Raw genomic sequence first — 21,830 nt, 5'->3', positions numbered from 1 at the left:
CTCGCTTACTGGTGATTGTCGGTGTACGGCAGCAAGGCCAGGAAGCGGGCACGCTTGATGGCCACCGACAGCATCCGCTGATAACCAGCCTTGGTACCGGTCAGGCGAGCCGGCATGATTTTGCCGTTCTCGGCGACATACTCCTTGAACAGGTCGACATCCTTGTAGTCGATCTCTTCCATCTTCTCAGCGGTGAAGCGGCAGAACTTGCGCCGCTTGAATAGGCCACCACCACGCTTCTTGACGTTCTTGTCATCCTTCTTCTTGAAGAATCTTCCCATTTTGCTTTCCTTCGACAAATTCGATCGTAGTTACATGCAGTCTCGGCTGCTTGCTGTTGCGGCTCCTGGCGGCAAGAAAGCCCGTCAGATGGAGAGCAGCGCCAGGAGTTGCCGCTTGCAGCCACTGTGCCGTTGCACCCAGGGCGATGGCCTGGATTTCGCATTCAACACGCCGTGGGCTACCCGCTTCAAGTTGCTCTGATTGATGCCTGATCAGGCATTCCACTACCGGCACACCGGCCGGTGTAAAACGTTGCGCCTTGCGCTCGATCAGGACACCAACAAGCTCGACGCGGTTCAGCAGAGCCTCGACAATCAGGCGGCCGGTTCCGCAGCCGCTTGTTCAGCGGCAGCTTCAGCCGGTGCAGGCTCGCGCGCTTCCAGCAGCGACTTGGACTTCTCGTCCTTCATCATCGGCGACGGCCCACTGACCGCACGCTTGGTCTTGATCGTCAGATGACGAAGAACCGCGTCGGTGAATTTGAAACCGTGCTCGAGCTCGGTTAACGTAGCGTCATCGCACTCGATGTTCAACAGCAGGTAATGTGCCTTGTGCAGCTTCTGGATCGGGTAGGCGAGCTGGCGGCGTCCCCAGTCTTCGAGACGGTGGATCTGCCCGGCACGCGCTGTGATCACAGCCTTGTACCGCTCGACCATCGCCGGCACCTGTTCACTCTGATCCGGATGGATGATCAGGACGATTTCGTAATGACGCATGAACACTCCTTGTGGTTGAAGCCCCCCGCCATGCAAACGGTGGAGCAAGGTGGAAAACCGAGCATTATAACGGTCTCGCGGCCTTCTCGGCAAACTGCTTTCGCCTTGCCCGGCCCTGCAGCTGCTGTTCCCGAAGATCGACACCCTGCCACACGCCGACACCCTGTTTCGGCTCCTGCGCGACCTTGACCTTCAGCCCCTCAAACAGGCCCTGGGCGGAACCCGAGGCGCAAAAGCAGGATTGCGAACTGCGCGCCTTTGCGCGCTTGAGCGAGTGCCTCAAGACCTGCTTCCCCCGCCTGCGGATTCTGCTCCTGCTCGACGGACTCTACGCCAACGGGCCCGCTTCGGCTGGGTCATGCGTCATGGCCTCCGGCTTGGCCGTCCGACCCCTTTGCCGATACAATGGCAAGGTCTTCGACGCAATGCTGTCGCGTTCGACTCCACAACCTCAGCAGAGAAAGTGCCGCCATGAAAGTACTGCTATTGACCCGCGAGTATCCCCCCAATGTTTACGGTGGAGCCGGCGTTCACGTCGAGTATCTGGCCGATGAACTGGCCAGACTGATGCATGTAGAAGTGCGCTGTTTCGGTGAGCAGGACACTGTCAACGACGGGGTACGGGTCAAGGGCTACCCATTTGGGAAAGGCAGTTTTGCGCACGTAGACAAGAAACTCAGCGGCGCACTCGACACTTTCGAGACCAACCTCGAAACCCTGAGCGAGCAGGTCGACGCCGATCTGGTGCACGTGCACACCTGGTACGCACACCTCGCCGGTATCCTGACCAAGAACCTCTACGGCATTCCTTTGGTGCATACGGTGCACTCGCTGGAACCACTGCGGCCGTGGAAGCGCGAGCAGCTCGGTTGCGGCTACGACATGTCGTCTTGGGTCGAACGCACCTCGCTGCAGATGGCGGACGCGGTGATTGCTGTTTCGGAAGGAACCAAGGCCGACATTCTCGAACATTTCGACATCGATCCGAACAAGATCGCGGTGATCTACAACGGCATCAAGGTCGAGCAGTACCATCCGACGACCGATACCGATGCCCTCGAAAAGCACGGCGTCGACCCGAGCAAGCCCTTCGTGCTCTTCGTTGGCCGCATCACGCGCCAGAAGGGCATCGTGCACCTGGTCAATGCCGTCAAGTACATCAACCCCGATGTGCAGGTCGTCCTCTGTGCCGGCGCCCCGGATACCAAGGAGTACCTTGCCGAGATGGAAGAGGCGATCAAAGCCGTTCGGCGGGAAGGTTTCAAGAACCTGATCTGGGTCCAGGAAATGCTCAGCAAGCCGCAGGTGATCCAGATGTATTCGCATGCCACGGTCTTCTGCTGCCCGTCGATCTACGAGCCTTTCGGAATCATCAACCTGGAAGCGATGGCCTGCCACACAGCCGTCGTGGCCAGCGCCGTCGGCGGCATCAAGGAAGTCGTCGTCGATGGTGAAACGGGTTACCTCGTACCGCTGGAACAATTGCGCGTCGCGCCCTTCGAGCCGGTGAATCCCGATGCCTTCTCGCGCGACCTGGCGACGGCGATCAACAAGGTCCTCGACGACCCGGCGCTCGCCGAATCGATGGCCACTGCCGGCCAGAAACGCGCGCGTGAAGTTTTCAGCTGGTCGAGCATCGCCCAGCAAACCCGCACACTCTACAACTCTCTGCTGAAATAGCGATTCGCCGCACCCTTTCGGCCACCGGCACAGACTCAGCTCAGGGCGAAAGGGATTGCGGCAAGGGATTGCGTATTGACGGCCCGCAGGGGCCGTCGCCGTGCAGATCACCTATCACCCTCTGCTTCCCGCCTCGCCGGGTCAGAATTCAGGAGCGCAAACAATGATTCCCCAGGACTACCCCCGCGTAAATATTGAAGCCGTCAAACCGCAGATCGACTGTGGCCGCTATCCAATCAAACGCGTCGTCGGCGAAAAAGTCGCCGTCAGCGCGGATATCTACAAGGAAGGTCACGACAAGCTGTCGGCCGTGCTCAAGGCCCGCAAGCTGGGCGCTAAGACGTGGCAGGAAAGCCCGATGACGCTGGCCCTCAACGACGACTGGTACGGCGAGTTTTCAGTCACCGAGATCGGTCCCTGGGAATACACCATCGAGGCCTACGCCGACCACTACCGGTCGTGGGTAGAAGAGATCAGCAAGAAGAACGTGCCGGGTGCCAAGCTCGAAAGCGAACTGCTCGAGGGAATGGCGATCATCAGGAAATCGGCCGCCTTGGCCAAGGGTGAGGATCGTGCCCGCATCGAAAGCATCATCGCGGCCATGGACAGTGCGCTGGGTGCCGGCGAGCAGCAGGGCGTGATCGACCTGGGAATCGGCGGCGTCCTGCACAGCCTGATGGCCAGGTATGCTGATCGTAGCGAGGGCTACGAGCTGGCGCCGACGCTGAAAGTGATGGTCAACCGTCCGATCAGTCGTTTTGCCGCCTGGTACGAGTTCTTTCCGCGTTCGCAGAGCACGACCCCGCACCAGCACGGCACCCTGCAGGACTGCCTTCGTCGTCTGCCCGAGGTCAAGGCCATGGGCTTCGACGTCATCTATCTGCCGCCGATTCATCCCATCGGCCACAGTTTCCGCAAGGGCAAGAACAACAGCCTGACCGCCCAGCCCGGTGACGTCGGCAGTCCGTGGGCGATCGGCAATGAGCACGGCGGTCACACCGGCCTCGAACCCAAGCTCGGTACCTGGGAGGACTGGGATCGCTTCGTCGCCACCTGCCGGGAGCTGGAGATCGAGATTGCACTCGACTACGTGATGAATTGCTCGCCCGACCACCCCTACGTCGCCGCTCATCCGGAATGGTTCTTCCATCGTCCCGACGGTTCGATCAAATACGCCGAAAACCCGCCGAAGAAATACCAGGACGTCTATCCGCTGAACTTTGGCACCACGGACCGCGCCGGCCTGTGGCAGGAGATGCTCAGAGTTTTCCTGTTCTGGGTCGACAAGGGGGTGACCACTTTCCGCGTGGACAATCCGCATACCAAGCCGGTGCCGTTCTGGGAATGGGTAATCGCTCAGGTACACCGGCAGCACCCCGGGGTAATCTTCCTTGCCGAAGCCTTTACCAAGCCGAAAATGATGCGCCTGCTGGCCAAGGCCGGCTACGCCCAGTCCTACACCTACTTCACCTGGCGCAACGAGAAAGACGAAATCACCGAGTATGTCAATGAGCTGACAAACGGCGAGATGAAGGAGTACTTTACCGGCAACTTCTTCGCCAATACGCCGGACATCCTGCCGCCAATCCTGCAATACGGCGGTCGGCCGGCATTCATCATGCGCGCTGTTCTGGCGGCGACCCTGTCCTCAGTCTATGGCATTTACAGTGGTTACGAGCTGTGTGAAAACGCGGCGATTCCGGGCAAGGAGGAGTACCTCGACTCGGAGAAATACGAAGTGAAGGTGCGCAATTGGCGGGCTCCGGGCAACATCGTCGACATCATCACCCGCATCAACAAGATCCGCCGCGAATCGCCAGCCCTGCACGGCTACAACAACGTCCTGTTCCTGGCCACCGACAACCCGAACATCCTCGCCTACGCCAAGATAAACGATGATGGCTCGGATATCATCGTCTGCGCGGTCAATCTCGATCCTTACCATCAACAGCCAGCCACTCTGCAGATCCCGCTGGGCACTTTCGGCATCGGCTGGGATGAGCAATACCAGGCACACGATGTGCTGAACGACCAGAGTTATCGCTGGAGCGGCCCGACCGCCTACGTCGAACTTAGCCCGCACAACCTGATGGCGCACATCATCAAGATTCGTCGCTGGTAAGCGCAGGCCAGGGCGCAGTCACTGTCTCACTGTCTCAGGCGCTGACAAATGAAATGGCGGCCTCTATGGCCGCCATTTCATTGTGACGTTCGCTTCTGCGCGCAGCAGGGGAAAAGCATCATTCCCCTGCGCGACTACGCTCTGCTCAAGGCGCGTCCGCAGCGGCGCGCTTGAAGTGCATGTCCTCTTCCGAAAGATCGGTGAGTTCGATGCGCACCGGCTCGACCCGCCAGATGTCCGTGCAATACTCCTGAATCGCACGATCGGCCGAGAAGAATCCGGAGCGTGCAACGTTGAGAATCGACATCCGCGACCAGCGCTCGTAATCGAGGTAGGCCTCGGAAACCTTTTCCTGACAATCGATGTACGACTGAAAGTCCGCCATCAGCATGTACTCGTCCTGGTTGAGAAGGTGTTCAACCAAGGGCCGGAAGACATCGCGGTCACCGCGGGTAAAGAAGCCCGAGCTGATCAGATCGATCACTTCACGCAGCTGCGGGTTCGCCTCGTAGTAGTCGCGCGGTCGGTAGCCGCAGTTGCGGAGTTCCTTGACCTCCGGCGTGTTCATCCCGAACAGAAAGAAGTTTTCTGCGCCAACCTGTTCGAGGATCTCGACGTTGGCGCCGTCGAGCGTGCCAATGGTCAGCGCACCATTCATCTGGAACTTCATGTTGCCAGTGCCCGATGCTTCCTTGCCGGCCAACGAGATCTGCTCCGACAGGTCCGCCGCCGGGAAGATCAACTGACCGTTCTTGACGTTGTAGTTCGGGAAGAAGACCACCTGTAGCCGGCCATGCATGGCCGGGTCCCGGCCAACGATATCGGCCACGGCAGTCGCCAGGCGAATCATCAGCTTGGCCATGCGATAACCCGGCGCAGCCTTGCCACCGAAAATCACCGTGCGCGGAGCAACCACCAGGCCCGGGTTGTCCTTGAGGCGCTTGTAGAGCGAGATCACGTGCAGCAGGTTGAGATGCTGGCGCTTATACTCATGGATGCGCTTGACCTGGACGTCGAACATCGATGCCGGATCGGCGTCGACGTGGGCAAAGCGCTTGATCTCATGGACCAGGCGCTCTTTATTGCCGCGCTTGATGCCGCGCCATGCCTCGCGGAAGGCCGCGTCCTCGGCATAGGGCTCGAGCTCGCGCAGACGCTGCATGTCGGTCACCCAGCCGGAGCCAATGGTGTCGTCGATCAGCTGCGACATCGTTGGATTGGCGAGCAGAACGAAGCGACGCGGGGTCACGCCATTGGTCTTGTTCCTGAATTTTTCCGGCCACAGGTCGTAGAAGTCCTTGAGGATGTCTGACTTGACGAGTTCGCTGTGCAGGGCAGCCACCCCATTGACGGCGAAGCTGCCGACCACCGCCAGGTGTGCCATGCGCACGTAACGTGCGCCATCTTCGTCGATCAACGACATCCGCCTGAGGACTGCTTCGTCACCGGGGAAGCGAATGCGCACTTCGTCAAGGAAACGCTCGTTGATCTCGCAGATGATTTCGTAATGCCGGGGCAGGGTTTTCCGGAACAGGTGCAAGGGCCACTTCTCGAGAGCCTCGGGCAGCAAGGTGTGATTGGTGTAGGCGAAAGTCCGCTGGGTGACCGACCACGCGTCGTCCCAGAGCATCTCGTACTCGTCGACCAGTAAACGCATCAGTTCGGCGACAGCGATCGATGGGTGCGTGTCGTTGAGCTGGACGACGAACTTTTCGTGGAAAGCACTGAGATCTTTCTCGCGTTGCAGTTGCAGACGAATCATGTCGCGCAGCGAGCAGGCGACAAAGAAGTACTGTTGCTCGAGCCGCAGGGTCTGGCCCGCTTCCATCTCGTCGTTCGGATAAAGGACCTTGGTCAGCGTCTCGGAGAGCACTTCTGCATCCACCGCCTGGTAGTAATTGCCGGCGTTGAAGGCGGCAAAATCGAATTCCTCCGGCGCCTCGGCGCTCCACAGTCTGAGCCGGTTCGGGGTATTGACGCCATAGCCGAGCACCGGCATGTCCCAGGCCGTCCCGCGCACGACTTTTGCGGGAATCCACTGCACGCGCAGGCGGCGAGTAGCCGACGCCTCGTACTGGTGTTCGGTATGACCGCCAATCTTGATATCGAAGGCGACATTCGGTCGATGGATCAGCCACGGGCTTCCCGCACGCAACCACTTGTCGGTCACTTCGGCCTGCCAGCCGTCACGGATAACCTGGGTGAAAATGCCGAACTCGTAACGAATGCCGTAGCCGATGGCGGGAATCTCGAGCGTTGCCAGCGAATCAAGGTAACAGGCGGCGAGACGCCCGAGACCGCCGTTGCCCAGTCCGGGCTCCTCTTCCTGATCGAGAAGCATATCCAGATCGAGCCCGAGTTCCGCCATCGCCTGCCGCGCGTTGTCGAAAATGCCCAGATTGATCAGATTGTTGCCAAGCTGTGGACCGATCAGGAACTCGGCCGACAGGTAGCAGACCGTACGGCTGCCCTTGTTGCGGTAGGTGCGCGCGGTTTGCACCCAGCGCTGCAGCAGGCGATCGCGTACCGTCAGGGCGAGTGCCTGGAAGCAGTCACGCCGGGTTGCCACCTCCGGAAAGCGCGCCTGCGAGTAAACCAGTCTGTCCAGAAAGGCGCGCTTGAGCGCGTCTACTCCGAGTCCCATGCGCTCGTCGTCCCTGCCCACCAACGGCACCGCTGCCGGCCCCGCATGCGACTCGCCCTGCCCTTGCTTCTTCTGAATCATGCCCGTCCCTTTCGATAGATCCGTTTGATTATTGCCAACAATTACCCTGGTAGCGTCGTTTTTTGCTGCCTTAAAAGACCCCTGAGGGGCGAGTCTAAAGCATAGTGCGCGCCCATGCCTACCGCCCCAGGCGAGGTTTTTTTCCTGGCCAGCGCTTCGTCGGTGGAGGTGGCAGCGTCGCCAGTGTCCCGGTCGATGCTTAGGCTATTTGATTGCAGTAACAATGAACATGGCAAGCGAACGCTCAATACCTGCCTGCCTGCCTACCTACCTACCGTGAGTCGCTGGCGCGACTTTCATTGTCAGGCGGCGCCGTGACGCTGGTTGGTGCTAGCATTGACGAACAGGCAGGCAGTCGGGTAGGCAGAAGTGCCTTCGGTGGCGCGTTGTCGATGCGCCGTGTTCGATCTTGTTCAAGCACAGCGAGGAAAGCACATGACTCTGAGAATCGAAAACCACCAATTGGTCGGCGAGCTGGTCAGTCATCGCAGCACACCCAACCATGGCGGCATCATGGCCCCCAGTTACCTGATCCTCCATTACACGGCCGGGCGCTCGGTTGAAGGTTCGGTGGAGTCGCTCTGCACACGCAAACCACGCGGCAACGCGTCGGCACATGTGGTGCTCGGGCGTGAGGGACAGATCGTCCAGCTGGCACCCTTCAACGTCGTCACCTGGCATGCCGGTGTCAGCCAGTGGGCCGGGCTGATGGGCCTCAATTCCCACTCCATCGGCATCGAAATGGATAATGCCGGCCTGCTCAAGAAAGTCGGTAAGCAATACCAGGCCTGGTTCGGCAAGGTTTATCCAGAAGACGAAGTCACCCTCGCCGCGCATCGCAATGGTGGCCCGGTCTCGCCCTGGCACGCCTACAGCGAAGCGCAAATCGAACGGGCGATAGAACTCGCCGAGCTGCTCGTCGAGCACTATGATCTGCAGGATGTTCTCGGGCACGAAGACATCGCCCCTGGCCGCAAGATCGACCCGGGCCCAGCCTTTCCGCTGGGCGCCGTACGTAGCCGGGTGCTCGGTCGTGAGCAAGACGAAGCGGCACGCTACGTGGTTACTGCCCGCAGCCTGAACATCCGCAAAGGGCCGGACGCCAGTTTCGAAGCCGTCGCGGCGGCGCTGAAGATCGGCACCGAAGTGCTCCTCCTCGAAGCACGTGACCGCTGGAGCCTGGTCGAGGTCGTCGCCGATCCCGAGATCGAGGGCTGGGTCAGTAACGCCTATATTGCGGCCAGCGGCGGCGGCGACAGCAGCGTCAGCCCGAGATCTGCCGTCACCGGCCCGGCGTCAACGAATCCGGGCACCGCCCCCGTCAGCCGGAAAAACGGTGGCAAGGGGAAGAAAGCACGCCGGCACGCGCAGTGAGGGATCCCCTCTCGGCTGGCAGCCTCCCGGCCCACCAGCCGCGTCGCTGAGCGGCAAAGCGCGAGCACACGCCGATGGCGCAGCTGTTCATCAGCTACCGTTCGTCCGACGGTCGCGACAAGGCAACGGCGCTGGCACGCGATCTCGGCGCCCTGTACGGCGACGCGCAGGTCTTCATCGACAAGGATGACCTGCGCGCCGGGGTCCAGTGGCGCGAAGAGATAGCCGCCACACTCAAGCAACAGCCGGTACTCCTGCTGCTGCTCACCCCGCAGCTGCTGGCCGCCAGCGACGATGACGGCAAGCGGCGCATCGACGACCCCGCTGACCCGGTGCGACGCGAAGTCGCCGACGCCCTGGCGGGCGGTGCACACCTCATCCCGCTGCTTTGCGACGGCGTCACCGCAGCGCCGCCTGCCGCCGAGCTGCCGGCACCCTTCAACCGCATCGGCGAGTTCACCTGGCGGCCGCTGCGCGCATACGACTGGGAGCACGACGTCCGGCGTCTGGTAGACGACTTGCAGGCGCTGGGCATTGCACCCGCGGCGCCGCTTAAGGCGTCCGCGCCGGCGCCAGCCACGGCGCAGCGAAGCGTCGGCGGGACGCGTCGCCGCAGGCTGATCGCCGGCATGGCGGCCGCAGCCGTCGCTCTCGGTATCGGCGGCTACACGCTGCGCCTTGCGCCAACCCCATCGAGCACCGATGTCAGCGGTTCCTGGTCCGCGACCTTGGCGCCCGACGAGACGCTCTCCCTGTCGCTACGACAGACCGGCGATCAGGTCGAGCTCAACAGTCGCCCCGTGCCGATCAGTCGACGGGCTGACTGGGCAGATTACCGCAGCTTCTGGCGCGAGCGTTTCGGCAGCGAACTCGACACCGTCAGCTACCGCGGCAAAGGGAGCGCCAGCACCCTCCCGGGAGAGCAACTGGTCGTCGATATTGCCTTGCAGATTGTCAGCACTCCCGGCGACGTGCTGGTCGATACCGGGAACCTGCACGCCACCATCGCTGCCGATGGCAGCTCGATGTCCGGGACGGTCTGGCTGAACGGAAAACAGGTCGAACGCCCCGTTCGTCTGAAACGCGTGCCGCCCCAGTGATCAGGCTGGCATCCCGCAAAGCCCTTTGCCGCGCGCCGCTTACAGCCCCTCGCGGCAGGGGCCAACGCCGCTCGCCCCCACGGCTCGTAGCGCGAAGCTGAGCGGCGACGCCCGAGTCAGCACAGTTGCGTGATCAGCACCACTGCCTCAGTAGCGATGCCTTCCCCACGCCCGACGAAGCCCAGCTTTTCGGAGGTCTTTGCCTTTACGTTCACGCAGTCGACAGCCACCTGCAGGTCAGCGGCGATGTTGGCGACCATCTGCGCCAGATACGGCGCCATCTTCGGTTGCTGGGCAATGATCGTCGCATCGATGTTGCCGACTTGCCAGCCCGCCTCCGCCAACAGGGCAAACGCGGCGCGCAGCAGCACGCGGCTGTCGGCGCCGCGATAACGCGGGTCGGTGTCGGGAAAGTGGCGGCCGATGTCGCCCAGCGCGGCGGCGCCGAGCAGCGCGTCGATAATCGCGTGTAGCAAGGCGTCGGCGTCGGAATGGCCGAGCAGGCCGCTGCCGTGCGCGATATCGACCCCGCCAAGGATCATCTTGCGACCGGGGACCAGCGCGTGAATGTCGCAACCCTGGCCGACGCGGATCATTCGTCCACCCGCGCCCTGCCCTGCAGGATCAGTTCGGCCAGGCGCAGGTCGGCGGGGAAAGTGACCTTGAAGTTGCTGGCGTCGCCGGCAACCAGGCGCGGCTTGAAGCCGGCGGCCTCGACGGCGGAGGCTTCGTCAGTACCCTGCGGGTGCTCGGCGAGCACCTGACGCAGCAAGCCATAACGAAACATCTGTGGCGTCTGCGCCTGCCACAGGCCGTCGCGCGACACGGTGTGCGCAACGCGCTGTTCGGCGTCGGCACGCTTGAGGGTGTCGGCCAGCGGCGCGGCCAGGAGGCCGCCGACCGGATCGTCGGCGAGCTGCTCGCATAGCGCATTTAAGTTCGCCTGCGACAGACAGGGGCGCGCGGCGTCGTGAACCAGCGCCCAGTCATCGTCGTGAGCGGCCGTAGCCGCCGCAGAGAGGCCATTGGCAACGCTGTCGGAGCGGCTTGCGCCGCCGCAATACACGGTCTCCAGTTTGTGGCCAAGACTCGTCCAATCGTATCGCCGCCACCAGCCGTCGTCCGGAGAGAGCACCACCCAGACGCGATCGATACGCTGGCAGCGACACAGAGCGGCAAGACTGTAGTAGATCAAGGGTCGGCCGGCGAGCAACTGGTATTGCTTTGGCATCTCGCCGCCAAAGCGCGATCCGCTGCCGGCGGCGGGAACGATTGCGTAGTGACGTAGCATGGCGTAATTTTAACCAAAGAAGGCAGGCGGATACCAAAATGAACGCGCAGCGCTGCGCACGGGCTCTCGCCGCCGGGCAACTTTTCGGGAGACCGTCCCGAAGCCGCTCTGCCTTCCCGAGCAGCATGCCCTGAGGATCGACAAGATGACCCACTCGACAGACACAGTTCGTCCGGCCGCAGTCGCCGGCACCTTCTATCCAGGATCGGCCGTCGTTCTGACGCGCACTCTGCGCCAGCTACTCGGCGACACGCCGCCAGCGCAGGAGAGTCGCGAACGGCCACCGAAAGCGATCATCGCGCCGCACGCCGGCTACGTTTATTCCGGCCCCATCGCCGCCACTGTCTATGCGCCGCTGCACGCGCTGCGCGCCACTATCCGGCGCGTCGTTCTACTCGGCCCGACGCACCGCGTCGCGGTCAATGGGCTGGCCGTGCCGTCGGTCAGCGCCTTCGCCACGCCGCTCGGCGAGGTTCCTCTGGACGCCGAGGCCATCGCCCGCATCGCGCCATTGCCTCAGGTCGTCGTCAGCGACGCCGCGCACGCCATGGAACACTCGCTCGAAGTACAACTGCCGTTCCTGCAAACAGTGCTCGAACGCTTTACGCTGGTGCCCCTGGCCGTCGGCAAGGCCTCGCCGAGCGAAGTCGCCGAAGTGCTCGAAACCCTGTGGGGCAGCGATGAGACGCTGATCGTGATCAGCTCCGACCTCTCGCATTACCTTCCCTACCCGCGTGCCTGCGAGACCGACACCGACACCGCCCGGCACATCGTCGCGCTTGACGCCAAGCTCGACCATCAACAGGCCTGCGGCGCGACTCCGGTCAACGGCCTCTTGCTGGCCGCGCGTCGGCACGGACTGCGAGCTCGGTTGCTCGATCTGCGCAATTCGGGAGATACCGCCGGCGACAAGTCACGCGTCGTCGGCTATGGCGCCTTCAGCTTTACGCCGGTGAGCGCCGATGCCCACTGGGACCTCCTCGGCAGCGCCCTGCTCGTCAGTGCGCGCAACGCCATTGCCGCAAAGTTCGGACTATCACCACAGCCGGTGACGCCGATGCCCGAACTCTCCGCGCTGGGAGCGAGCTTCGTCACCCTGACCCGGAACGGCCAACTGCGCGGCTGTATCGGCAGCCTGGAAGCGCATCGGCCACTGGCCACCGACGTCGCCGAGAACGCCTTCGCCGCTGCCTTTCACGACCGGCGCTTCGCGCCGCTGAGCGAGCAGGAGTTGCCGCGCACGCGCGTCGAGGTGTCATTGCTGTCGCCGGCCGAAGCCTTCCCGGTGCGCAACGAGGAAGACGCCCTGGCCCGCCTGCGACCGGGTATCGACGGCCTGATCCTGAGCTACGGCCGGCGGCGAGCGACTTTCCTGCCGCAGGTCTGGGAGTCGCTCGCCGACCCCCGGCAGTTCATGGCCCAGCTCAAGCTGAAAGCCGGCCTGGCCGCCGACTTCTGGGACCCCGAGCTCACCCTGGCGCGTTATGGAGTACGAAAATGGAAAGAGACCTGAACGACTCGCTGAAAACCCCCGCATCGACACACCCCGCGCGCTGGTGGCACGCGCTTGCCGAGGGCCGCATTCAGTGCGACCTCTGCCCCCGCGACTGCAAGCTGCACGCCGGCCAGCGCGGCGCCTGCTTCGTCCGTCAGAACATCGCTGGCGCGATGGTGTTGACCACTTACGGCCGTTCGTCGGGCTTCTGCATCGACCCCATTGAGAAGAAACCGCTCAACCACTTCTACCCGGGCTCGTCGATTCTTTCTTTCGGCACCGCCGGCTGCAACCTGGCGTGCAAGTTCTGCCAGAACTGGGACATCTCCAAGTCGAAAGACATGGACCGCCTGCTCGATACCGCCAGCCCTGAGGGCATCGCTGCCGCTGCGGCGGCCTATGGTGCGCACGCCGTCGCTTTCACCTACAACGACCCGGTAATTTTTGCCGAGTATGCGATCGATACCGCCGTCGCCTGCCGCGCAAAGGGCATCAAGACCGTTGCCGTCACCGCCGGTTACATCCATCCCGAGCCAGCGCGCGAATTCTTTGCGGTCATGGACGCCGCCAACGTCGATCTCAAGGCCTTCACCGACGACTTCTATTTCAAGCTCTGCGGCGGCCACCTGCAAGCGGTGCTCGATACGCTCGCCTACATCCACCATGAGACGAACTGCTGGCTGGAAATAACCACCCTGCTGATCCCCGGCCGAAACGACTCGTCGAGCGAAATCAAGGCCCTTGCCGACTGGGTGGCGCGCGAGCTGGGAGCGAACGTGCCCCTGCACTTCTCGGCCTTCCACCCGGACTGGAAAATGAGCGAACTGCCGCCAACGCCGCCATCAACCCTGACCCAGGCCCGACGCATCGCCATGGACGCCGGTCTGAACTACGTCTACACCGGCAATGTGCATGACACCGAAGGCGGCACCACCTTCTGCCCGCAATGCCAGGCGGCGCTGATCGAGCGCGACTGGTACAACATCCGCCATTACGACCTGCCGAGTGATGGTCGCTGTCCGCACTGCGCGACGCCGATCGCCGGCTATTTCCGCCGCTTCGGCAAACCTTTCGGTCCCCGCCGCGTTCCGGTCAGGCTGGTGCGCCGTTGAGTGAAGCGATGACCACCGCCGACACCAGGACGCTGGCCATCGCCTGCGGCAGCACGCGACTGAACGCCGAGCTGTTCCTGCCCGCGCGGCCTTCTGCACTGGTAATCCTGGCCCACGCCGGACCGAATCCCGAGGCCCGCGATGACGCCCTCGCCGTCGTCCTCCGCCACGCCGGCATCGGCACGTTGAGCTTCGACCTGCTGAGCAGCAGCGAAGAACGCTTCGCCGACAATCATCACAACGTTTCGCTGCTCGCCAGCCGCCTGCTCGACGGCCTGGCCCTGCTCAAGCAGCAGATGCTCCTCGAAGAACTGCCGACGCTGCCGATCGGCCTCAGCGGCGCTGCTGACTGCTCTCCGGTGGTCGTGCGCGCCGCCGCCATCCGTGACCGCGACATCTTTGCCATTGTCTGCCGCGGCGGCCTGATCGACCTGGCCGGCATGCTCTACCTGCATACCCTGATCTCGCCCCTGCTGGTCCTCGTCGGCGAAAGCGAACAGCGCGTCGAAGCCAGTAATTGGCGCGCCTTGCGCGAGCTCGCCGGGCGCAAGGAGTTGAAGCGACTGCCGGCGAGCGCCGATGCCCCCGCCTCGGCCGCGGCCTTCGAGTGGGTCGCGCGCGAAACGGCGCGCTGGTTCGTGCACCACCTGCCCACGGCGGTAAGGACGAAACGCGCTTAGAGGAGCAGAGCTGGAGCGCCATAACCCTTGCCGATGGAATAATCCCTGGCGCGTAACGCCAGGCCTTTATCCATGCTCGGCTTGTGGTACCAATGGTCAAGGAATAAAATTGAGGCCGAGCCAGATTCCCGCAATACCCTGGCCGCGGTCCACATTCGCACGCGCGGCGTCAACGCAAAATCGAGAAGGCATATGAAACCGGTAGAAAGCATCACGCGACCCACCTTAAATGACCATCATCTCAAGATCATCGAGGCCAGGCATCACGATCCGTTCGAGGTGCTGGGCAAACATCCCGACGAAAACGGCGTCGCGGTCTGCGTCTATATTCCGCATGCCGTCGAAGTCTCCATCCTGGAAGGCAATCACTCCCTGGAACGGATCGGAGAAAGCGATTTCTTCAGCTGGCGCGGCGCGGTCGACGACCTTCCCGAGCACTATCGGCTGATCTGGCTGGACGATGGTCATCGCCAGCACATCTCCCATGATCCCTATTCCTACGGGCCACAGATCGGCGATCTCGACCTGCACCTGCTGAGCGCCGGCAACCACCGCCACGCCTACAACATCCTGGGCGCGAATTGCCGCGAAGTGGATGGCGTTGCCGGCGTCTTGTTCGCGGTCTGGGCGCCCAACGCCGAGCGTGTCAGCGTGGTTGGCGACTTCAACCGCTGGGACGGTCGTCGCCACCAGATGCGCGTGCGTCCGGGCAGCGGCGTGTGGGAAATCTTCATTCCCGAGCTTGCGCCGGGAGCCTTCTACCGCTTCGAGATCAGGAATCGCAATAGCGGTGAAGTATTGCTGAAGGCCGACCCCTATGGACAGCAGTTCGAGGCACGCCCGAAAACGGCCTCGATCGTCGTCGGTGAAGCAGAGCACGTCTGGCAGGACAGCGAGTGGATGGCAAAACGTGCCGAATGGGACTGGCAGCACGCGCCGATGTCGGTCTACGAAGTGCACCTCGGTTCGTGGCAGCGTGGAGCGGAGGGAGAATTCCTGAACTACCGCGAGTTGGCCATCCGTCTGGTTGACTACGTCACGCGCATGGGCTTCACCCACGTCGAACTACTGCCGGTCACCGAGCACCCCTTCGACCTCTCGTGGGGCTATCAGGCAACCGGCTATTTCGCCCCGACCAGCCGTTTTGGCACGCCGGATGACTTCCGCTTCTTCATCGACCACTTGCATGCCCACAACATCGGCGTGATTCTCGACTGGGTGCCGGCGCATTTTCCGAAAGACGCTTTTGCCCTCGCCCGCTTCGACGGCACCGCCCTCTACGAGCACGAGGACCCGCGCAAGGGCGAGCACCTCGACTGGTCCACGTTGATCTTCAACTTCGGTCGCAACGAAGTCCGAAACTTCCTCGTCGCCAGCGCCCTGTACTGGTTGCGCGAAATGCACCTCGACGGACTGCGCGTCGACGCCGTGGCATCGATGCTCTACCTCGACTATTCGCGTGAGGACTGGGTTCCCAACATGTACGGTGGCCGCGAGAACCTCGAGGCGATCGAGTTTCTGCGCGAACTCAACAGTGTCGCGCATGTCGAGTGTCCGGGCGCCCTGATCATCGCCGAGGAGTCCACCTCCTGGCCGCAGGTGACGCGACCGGTCTATCTGGGCGGCCTCGGCTTCGACATCAAGTGGAACATGGGCTGGATGAACGACACCCTGCGCTACATCGCCCAGGAGCCGATCCATCGCCAGTACCACCACAACCTGCTCACCTTCAGCATGCTCTATTCATTCACCGAGAATTTCATGCTGCCCTTCTCGCACGATGAAGTGGTGCATGGCAAAGGCTCGATGGTAAACAAGATGCCCGGTGACGAATGGCAACGCTTCGCCAACCTGCGCACGCTCTACAGCTACATGTTCACGCATCCGGGCAAGAAGCTGCTGTTCATGGGAACCGAATTCGGCCAGGGCCTGGAATGGAACAGCGCCGGAGTGCTCGATTGGTATGTGCTCGAATACCCCCTGCACAGTGGCATGCAACGCATGGTCAGCGACCTCAACCACCTCTATCGCGACAAGGCGGCGCTACATGGTCACGAGTTCGACTGGACCGGCTTCGAGTGGATCGACTGCAACGATTCTGCCCAGTCGATCCTGAGCTTCGTGCGCCGCTCGGGGTCCGAGTTCGTGATCGTAGTGGTAAACCTGACGCCAGTGCCGCGCAGCTACTACCGCATCGGGGTCCCTGAAGAGGGTACCTACGCAGAAATCTTCAACTCCGATTCGCATTTCTACGGTGGCAGCAACCTCGGCAATGGCCAGGAGGCTCTCGTTGCCCAGTCCATGCCGTGGATGAATCGTTCGCACTCGCTGGAAATCACCCTACCGCCACTGGCGACCATCGTGCTGGCCTTGCAGCGCTAAGCTGCGAATCGCGCACGCGACTCACGAACGTTCCTTCTCCCCTTGCGGGGGAAGGGCCGGGGGAAGGGGGGCGGTCATGACTTTCATGATCCGGGGTGTCTCGCCATGTCATGACCGTTAGCGCACCACAGTAAACGCCAGAGCTCCGCCGTCGCACATGCCGTCGGACAGAATCAGCAGCTTGTAGGCCTGTGGCGTCTCTTCGAGCACTGTCATGGCCTCCGGTTTGAGCGCCTTGTCTTCGCAGGTGTTGGCTTTGCCGGCTTTGAGTTGGCGCAGTTCCACGCCTTCGAGGTCCAGAGTGGCCAGCGTTTTTGGCGTGGCAACAGCGGCGCTGCTGGTTCCGTCCCACCAGGCAATCGACCACTTCACGCGCTCCTGGTTGGCAGGGTCGTCGTCAGGGCCGGTCAGCAGCAGGAAACCGCCTGCTACGGCCACCATGTCGCGTATGCCCCGCCCTGCCCCGACCTTGATTCGGGTGACGTTGGCCTTGGCGTCGCCGCCTTTGAACAGCGCTTCTGCATCGACCGCCAGGATGAGTGCCAGGCTCTTCCTGGCCGGGCCACGGAAACCGAAATACAGGCGCCCGTCGCTGACCGCCAGGCCTTCGATGTTGACGCCATCTTGCCCCGCCAACTCCGGCGCCTCGGGGGGAGGCGCCGAGCCCAGGCATTTGCCTTCCCCGACAAACGCCTTGAGTTCGGGCTGCGCTTGCATGATCGCCCACAGGCGCCCGCTGTCCGCGTAGTCGACCAGGATCCCGCTGGGGTCGCCGCTTGGCGAGCGCAGCGCGCGGCCGGTCGCCGGATCGCGACGGAAGCGGAGCACATGGCGGCTGTGCGGATTGCTCTGGCAGTCGGAACGTTTCGCCGAATGCGAGCCAGTGACATAGAAGTAGCTGCCATCGGTGGCGGCGCCTTCAGCGTCCAGTTCGCCCGCGTCGGCACGCAGCACGACGCGCTCCGAGCCAACGACCAGAGTCCCCTCGCGTAGCGTTGCGTAACGCACCTCGACACCCTCGTCGAAGACCAGCAGGCAGATGCGCTGCTGCACGGTGCTCAGGCTGCAGGCCATGCCGCTGACCGAGCGGCGGGCTTTCGCGTCTTTCTTCTTGCCCAGGCCGAAGGAAAAGCCATCGCCACTACTCCATGGGCCACTGGTGGGCTGCACGCTTGGGACCGGGAGCGCTGCACGGGCGTCGGCACTACCTGGCACCAGTAGCAGGGAAGCGCTGGCGAACGCCAGGGCGCAGAGGTGCCAGCATCCTGAAAATTTACATACCTTCCTTTTCATGGCAGGAAAACCGTCTGAGGGGTCATTGATCTTCCCGGCACATGCGGCGGATTTCATCTTCCTTGATGGCCAACTCGACCTGTTGCAAGACCGCGTCGACATCGGCCAGGCGTTCGTCAAGAACGACTCGGCCCGTCAAGGCAAGCTCCGGGGTCAGCAGGCCACTTTCGTAGTGCGCCCAGATTTCCTTGCCGAACTGGCTGCCCACCAGCGAGGGCGCAAAACTGCTGAAGTAGCTGCGCAGATTGATCACGTCCCGCGCGAACATCTCGGCGGCGTTGCTGTTGCCCGCTGCGTCGATCGCCTGCGGCACATCGATGATCACCGGTCCGTCCTCGCCGACGAGGATGTTGTATTCGGAAAGATCGCCATGGATGATGCCGGCGCAAAGCATCCGCACCACCTGCTCGATCAGCAGGGCGTGAAATTCCAGCGCCAATTCTTCGCTGAGCTCGACATCGTTGAGGCGCGGTGCCGGATGGCCGTCGGCATCGACAATCAGATCCATCAGCAGGACGCCCTCATAGCAGAGATGCGGCTGTGGAACCCGCACCCCCGCAGCCGCCAGCCGATACAGGGCATCGACCTCGGCACTCTGCCAGACCTCTTCCTGCATCTTGCGCCCAAAGCGGCTGCCCTTCTCCATGGCGCGCGCCTGCCGGCTATTCCTGACCTTGCGGCCTTCCTGATAGGAGGCATTGTTGCGGAAGCTGCGCTGGCTGGCTTCCTTATAGACTTTGGCGCAACGAATGTCGTCGCCACAGCGAACGACATAGACGGTGGCCTCCTTGCCGCTCATCAACTGGCCGAGCACCTGGTCGACGAGGCCTTCTTCAACGAGTGCTAAAAGTCTTGCGGGTGTTTTCATGGGGTGTTCATTTTTGTGGCAATGCCGCAGTGTAGCGCCTTCCGCCGTACACCACAGCGCGGTAGGCCGCCTCGCGATCCGGCTGCAAGCTCGCCCGCCTTGACTCGGCCGACCAAGGCCAGAGATACTCTGGCTGCTATCGATGTCTTTACCGTCGCCTTCTTGCCAAGCGTGGTTTCATTCGTATAATCGCCCGACTCTGGTTCGTGCGACGTCCCACGACCTATCGACCATCCCGGGAGGTGGAATGAAGGGTATCCTGAATTTTCTGGCGAGAGCAAATCTGATTGAGCTCTCGGACGATGAGCGACTGGCCGCCGCCGAAGCTGAACAGGCCGCTGCCGACACGCAATCCTACGCTGCGGAGCCCGCAAGTGCTGCCGATATGCCCGTGGAAACAGGTGACGCTTCGCCGCCGGAATTGGCGACCGTTGGCGCTCCGGCAGAGCAACTCGCAGGTAGACAGGAAGGCATCCCCTTGCCCGACATCTACGCCGCCGCCGCTGTGCCCGCTTCGCCGTATGCGGCAGAAAAGCTCCTGCGCCTGCTCGACGGCCTGCGAGCGATGGACGCCGGGACGCGGCACGCAGCGGTCCTGGCGATGGACGCGGCTGATGACAACTGGCAGATCGTCGATTGTGTGCGCGATGCCCAGTTCAAGATCTCGGCGCTCGGCGCCTACAAGGAGCAGCTGACAGGACAGTTGCAGAACGGCGAGCAGCAAGCAGCCGAGGTGATCGACCAGATCAAGCTTTCGCTCGACAAGTCGAGCGTGGCGATTCGCCAGCAGATCACCGAACTCGAACAGTTGCTCGAACGCGAAGTGACGCGCGCTGCGCAGGAAACGACGCGAGTCGAGGCCGGCCTGCGCGCGGCGCGCGAGTCAAGCACGCGTGAAACCCGACGCATGGACGCCGAGATCGAGCGCCTGCGAGAAATTCCGAACAATTTCAAGGCGCCTGATAGCGCTGCGCACTAAGCAAGGAGAAGACAGATGGCGCAACTGACACCGATGGCCAAGGGCCTGATTACGGTCATAATTCTCGGCGTCGCCGGATCGCTGGCCTGGAACCTGGGCCTCAAGGAGCGCTTTGCCGGCGGCGGCGATGCAGCGGCGCTCTCCACGCCAGCGACCGCTACTGCAGAGGCCGCGGCCAGAGCCCAGCCGCCGACACCGACCAGGGCGCAGCCCACGGCTGCGACCGCCAAAGCGGACGCCAAGAACGCAGCGCTCGGCACCCCGGGCAACCCCCTCAAGGTGAGCCTGGTCAGCTTCCACGGCTACGCACCCGCCCTGGTCGCCAATGGCAATTCCCTGGACACGCAGCCGGGGTCGATTTACAGCAAGATAGGCCTGAATGTGCGCTTCGTGATTCAGGACGACATTCCGACGCTGGCGACGATCTTCGAATCCGGCGCGGCGCAGTGCGCCTGGCGAACCTCCGACTTCTGGGCCCAGGAGCAACCGAACCTGCGTAACGCCGGCCTCGACGGCAAGGCGGTGATGATTGTCGATAACACGCAGGGAGGCGACGCGGTCATCGCCAGCGATCCAGCGGTGAAGGCCATCGAAGACCTGGCCGGACGTTCGGTGGCGCTGCTCCAGTTCACGCCGTCGCACGGCATCCTGATCGACGCGCTGGACAACGCCTCACTGACGGCGCGCAAGAAGGAAAGTGTCAAGATCGTCTTCATCAATGCCGAGGAAGGCACGGCCGGCGTGCGCGCCGCGCTCGAGTCCGGGCACGTCGATGCGGCGGTTCTCTGGGACCCGGACCTGGCCCTGGCGCTGCGCAACGTCAAAGGCGCGCACGTCGTCTACTCGACGAAGACGGCCACCAACCTGATTTTCGACGTCATGGTCTGCGACTCGCGCCTGCTGGCGAAGCCCGAGGGACAGGCCGTGGTCCAGAAGTTCGTCGAAGGCTGGATGGAAGGCGTGCCGGCAGCACGCGCCAATCCGGACAACGCGGTGGACGCGCTGGTCAACACCGAGGAGTTCTTCAAGTTGCTCGCCGACAAGGAAGGCCGGCCTTTTGTCAAGAACCTGTTCCCGAACGTGGTGTGGACCGGCGTCGAAGAAAACGCCCGCATTCTCGGTCTGGCCGGTGGCACCAACCACTACGAGCGTGTCTACAAGCGTTTTGACGAGATCTACCGCAAGGCCGGCGCGCTGGCCAATCCAAAATCGCCGGTGATCGCGCCGCAGGACAGCTTCGACTACCGCTTCATCAAGGCCATTCTGGCCCGTGATCAGCCGGCTGCGACCGCCGCCGCACAACCACAGACCAGCTTCACGCAAGCCTCGCTCAAGGAAGCCACGCAACAGCAAGCGATGGTGACCAAGCCGGTGACCGTTGGTTTTGCCTCGGGCAGCACTGACTTGAGCAAGCGCGCCCATAAGACGATTGATGCCGAGATGGTGCCGTTCATCGAGAACAACGGCAAAGCCTACTTCGAAGTCAGCGGCAATTCCGACTCGACGGGCGCTCGCGAGGTGAATCAGCGTCTTTCGGAGGTCCGCGCCCGGGCCGTGGTCGACTATCTGGTCACGCAATGGGAGTTCCCGCGCGAGCGTTTCAAGATTGTCGGCAATGGCCCTGATCGTCCGCTGTGCAACGAAGCCAACGCCGCCGCCGAAGGCTTGTCCCTCGAAGACTGCCGAGCGCTTAACCGGAGCACCCGGGTAGCTGTGTTCGGCGGCCGTTAG

General features: G+C 62.7%; 18 protein-coding genes. 10 read left to right on the top strand and 8 right to left on the bottom strand.

The window, feature by feature from the left end; all coding sequences use genetic code 11:
* Positions 1-5: 5 nt before the first annotated feature.
* The 3 genes from rpsR to rpsF are packed head-to-tail and all read right to left on the bottom strand — an operon-like array spanning position 6 to position 998.
* Positions 6-281: a 30S ribosomal protein S18 gene (gene rpsR / locus QZ648_RS01630; protein WP_046531352.1), complete on the bottom strand. Its 276-nt coding sequence runs from the start codon at positions 279-281 to the stop codon at positions 6-8.
* Positions 253-582, bottom strand: a complete 330-nt coding sequence (priB, locus tag QZ648_RS01625) for a primosomal replication protein N (RefSeq protein ID WP_169067590.1) — start codon at positions 580-582, stop codon at positions 253-255. The genes rpsR and priB overlap by 29 nt, the downstream gene beginning before the upstream one ends.
* Before the next feature lie 14 nt (positions 583-596).
* Entirely contained in the window at positions 597-998 is a 402-nt protein-coding gene (rpsF, locus tag QZ648_RS01620; protein WP_169067541.1) for a 30S ribosomal protein S6, read from the bottom strand.
* Positions 999-1,469: 471 nt separating this feature from the next.
* On the opposite strand from rpsF, the gene glgA reads away from it, so the two are divergent.
* A complete protein-coding gene (glgA, locus tag QZ648_RS01615) occupies positions 1,470-2,678 on the top strand; it encodes a glycogen synthase (RefSeq protein WP_169067542.1) in 1,209 nt (402 codons plus the stop codon).
* 163 nt (positions 2,679-2,841) lie between these two features.
* The gene (locus tag QZ648_RS01610; RefSeq protein WP_291995896.1) at positions 2,842-4,800 is read left to right on the top strand and encodes an alpha-1,4-glucan--maltose-1-phosphate maltosyltransferase; all 1,959 of its coding nucleotides are present in this window, start codon (positions 2,842-2,844) and stop codon (positions 4,798-4,800) included.
* A gap of 145 nt (positions 4,801-4,945) precedes the next feature.
* Here the strand turns inward: QZ648_RS01610 and QZ648_RS01605 are convergent, their stop codons facing one another.
* The gene (locus QZ648_RS01605) at positions 4,946-7,444 is read right to left on the bottom strand and encodes a glycogen/starch/alpha-glucan phosphorylase (RefSeq protein WP_248595503.1); all 2,499 of its coding nucleotides are present in this window, start codon (positions 7,442-7,444) and stop codon (positions 4,946-4,948) included.
* A 516-nt stretch (positions 7,445-7,960) separates the two neighbouring features.
* On the opposite strand from QZ648_RS01605, the gene QZ648_RS01600 reads away from it, so the two are divergent.
* Positions 7,961-8,899: an N-acetylmuramoyl-L-alanine amidase gene (locus QZ648_RS01600; RefSeq protein ID WP_169067545.1), complete on the top strand. Its 939-nt coding sequence runs from the start codon at positions 7,961-7,963 to the stop codon at positions 8,897-8,899.
* 74 nt (positions 8,900-8,973) lie between these two features.
* Complete coding sequence (locus tag QZ648_RS01595; RefSeq protein ID WP_169067546.1) at positions 8,974-9,999, top strand: TIR domain-containing protein; 1,026 nt, start codon at positions 8,974-8,976, stop codon at positions 9,997-9,999.
* A gap of 116 nt (positions 10,000-10,115) precedes the next feature.
* Here the strand turns inward: QZ648_RS01595 and ispF are convergent, their stop codons facing one another.
* Both ispF and ispD read right to left on the bottom strand, forming a co-directional pair.
* Complete coding sequence (gene ispF / locus QZ648_RS01590; RefSeq protein WP_169067547.1) at positions 10,116-10,595, bottom strand: 2-C-methyl-D-erythritol 2,4-cyclodiphosphate synthase; 480 nt, start codon at positions 10,593-10,595, stop codon at positions 10,116-10,118.
* Positions 10,592-11,290: a 2-C-methyl-D-erythritol 4-phosphate cytidylyltransferase gene (gene ispD, locus QZ648_RS01585; protein ID WP_169067548.1), complete on the bottom strand. Its 699-nt coding sequence runs from the start codon at positions 11,288-11,290 to the stop codon at positions 10,592-10,594. The genes ispF and ispD overlap by 4 nt, the downstream gene beginning before the upstream one ends.
* Before the next feature lie 145 nt (positions 11,291-11,435).
* Between ispD and amrB the strand changes: the two genes are divergently transcribed.
* From amrB to glgB, 4 genes are all read left to right on the top strand, one after another.
* Positions 11,436-12,803, top strand: coding sequence for an AmmeMemoRadiSam system protein B (gene amrB, locus QZ648_RS01580; protein WP_169067549.1), 1,368 nt, complete (start codon positions 11,436-11,438; stop codon positions 12,801-12,803).
* Positions 12,788-13,897, top strand: a complete 1,110-nt coding sequence (gene amrS / locus QZ648_RS01575; protein ID WP_169067550.1) for an AmmeMemoRadiSam system radical SAM enzyme — start codon at positions 12,788-12,790, stop codon at positions 13,895-13,897. Before amrB ends, amrS begins: the two co-directional genes overlap by 16 nt.
* Before the next feature lie 8 nt (positions 13,898-13,905).
* A complete protein-coding gene (locus QZ648_RS01570) occupies positions 13,906-14,577 on the top strand; it encodes a hypothetical protein (RefSeq protein WP_169067551.1) in 672 nt (223 codons plus the stop codon).
* 192 nt (positions 14,578-14,769) lie between these two features.
* A complete protein-coding gene (glgB, locus tag QZ648_RS01565; protein ID WP_169067552.1) occupies positions 14,770-16,959 on the top strand; it encodes a 1,4-alpha-glucan branching protein GlgB in 2,190 nt (729 codons plus the stop codon).
* A 117-nt stretch (positions 16,960-17,076) separates the two neighbouring features.
* On the opposite strand, the gene QZ648_RS01560 is transcribed toward glgB, so the two are convergent.
* Together QZ648_RS01560 and QZ648_RS01555 are read right to left on the bottom strand one after the other, a co-directional pair.
* Entirely contained in the window at positions 17,077-18,129 is a 1,053-nt protein-coding gene (locus QZ648_RS01560) for a DUF3616 domain-containing protein (protein WP_291995895.1), read from the bottom strand.
* A 145-nt stretch (positions 18,130-18,274) separates the two neighbouring features.
* Entirely contained in the window at positions 18,275-19,120 is an 846-nt protein-coding gene (locus tag QZ648_RS01555) for a PA4780 family RIO1-like protein kinase (RefSeq protein WP_169067554.1), read from the bottom strand.
* Positions 19,121-19,367: 247 nt separating this feature from the next.
* On the opposite strand from QZ648_RS01555, the gene QZ648_RS01550 reads away from it, so the two are divergent.
* Together QZ648_RS01550 and QZ648_RS01545 are read left to right on the top strand one after the other, a co-directional pair.
* Positions 19,368-20,099: a methyl-accepting chemotaxis protein gene (locus tag QZ648_RS01550; RefSeq protein ID WP_169067555.1), complete on the top strand. Its 732-nt coding sequence runs from the start codon at positions 19,368-19,370 to the stop codon at positions 20,097-20,099.
* Positions 20,100-20,114: 15 nt separating this feature from the next.
* On the top strand, positions 20,115-21,830 hold the full coding sequence (locus tag QZ648_RS01545) for a phosphate ABC transporter substrate-binding/OmpA family protein (RefSeq protein WP_169067556.1): 1,716 nt from the start codon (positions 20,115-20,117) through the stop codon (positions 21,828-21,830).

This window comes from Candidatus Accumulibacter sp. ACC012, from assembly GCF_907163155.1.
Classification (GTDB): Bacteria; Pseudomonadota; Gammaproteobacteria; order Burkholderiales; family Rhodocyclaceae; genus Accumulibacter; species Accumulibacter delftensis.
This window is presented reverse-complemented; position numbering and strand designations above follow the sequence as displayed.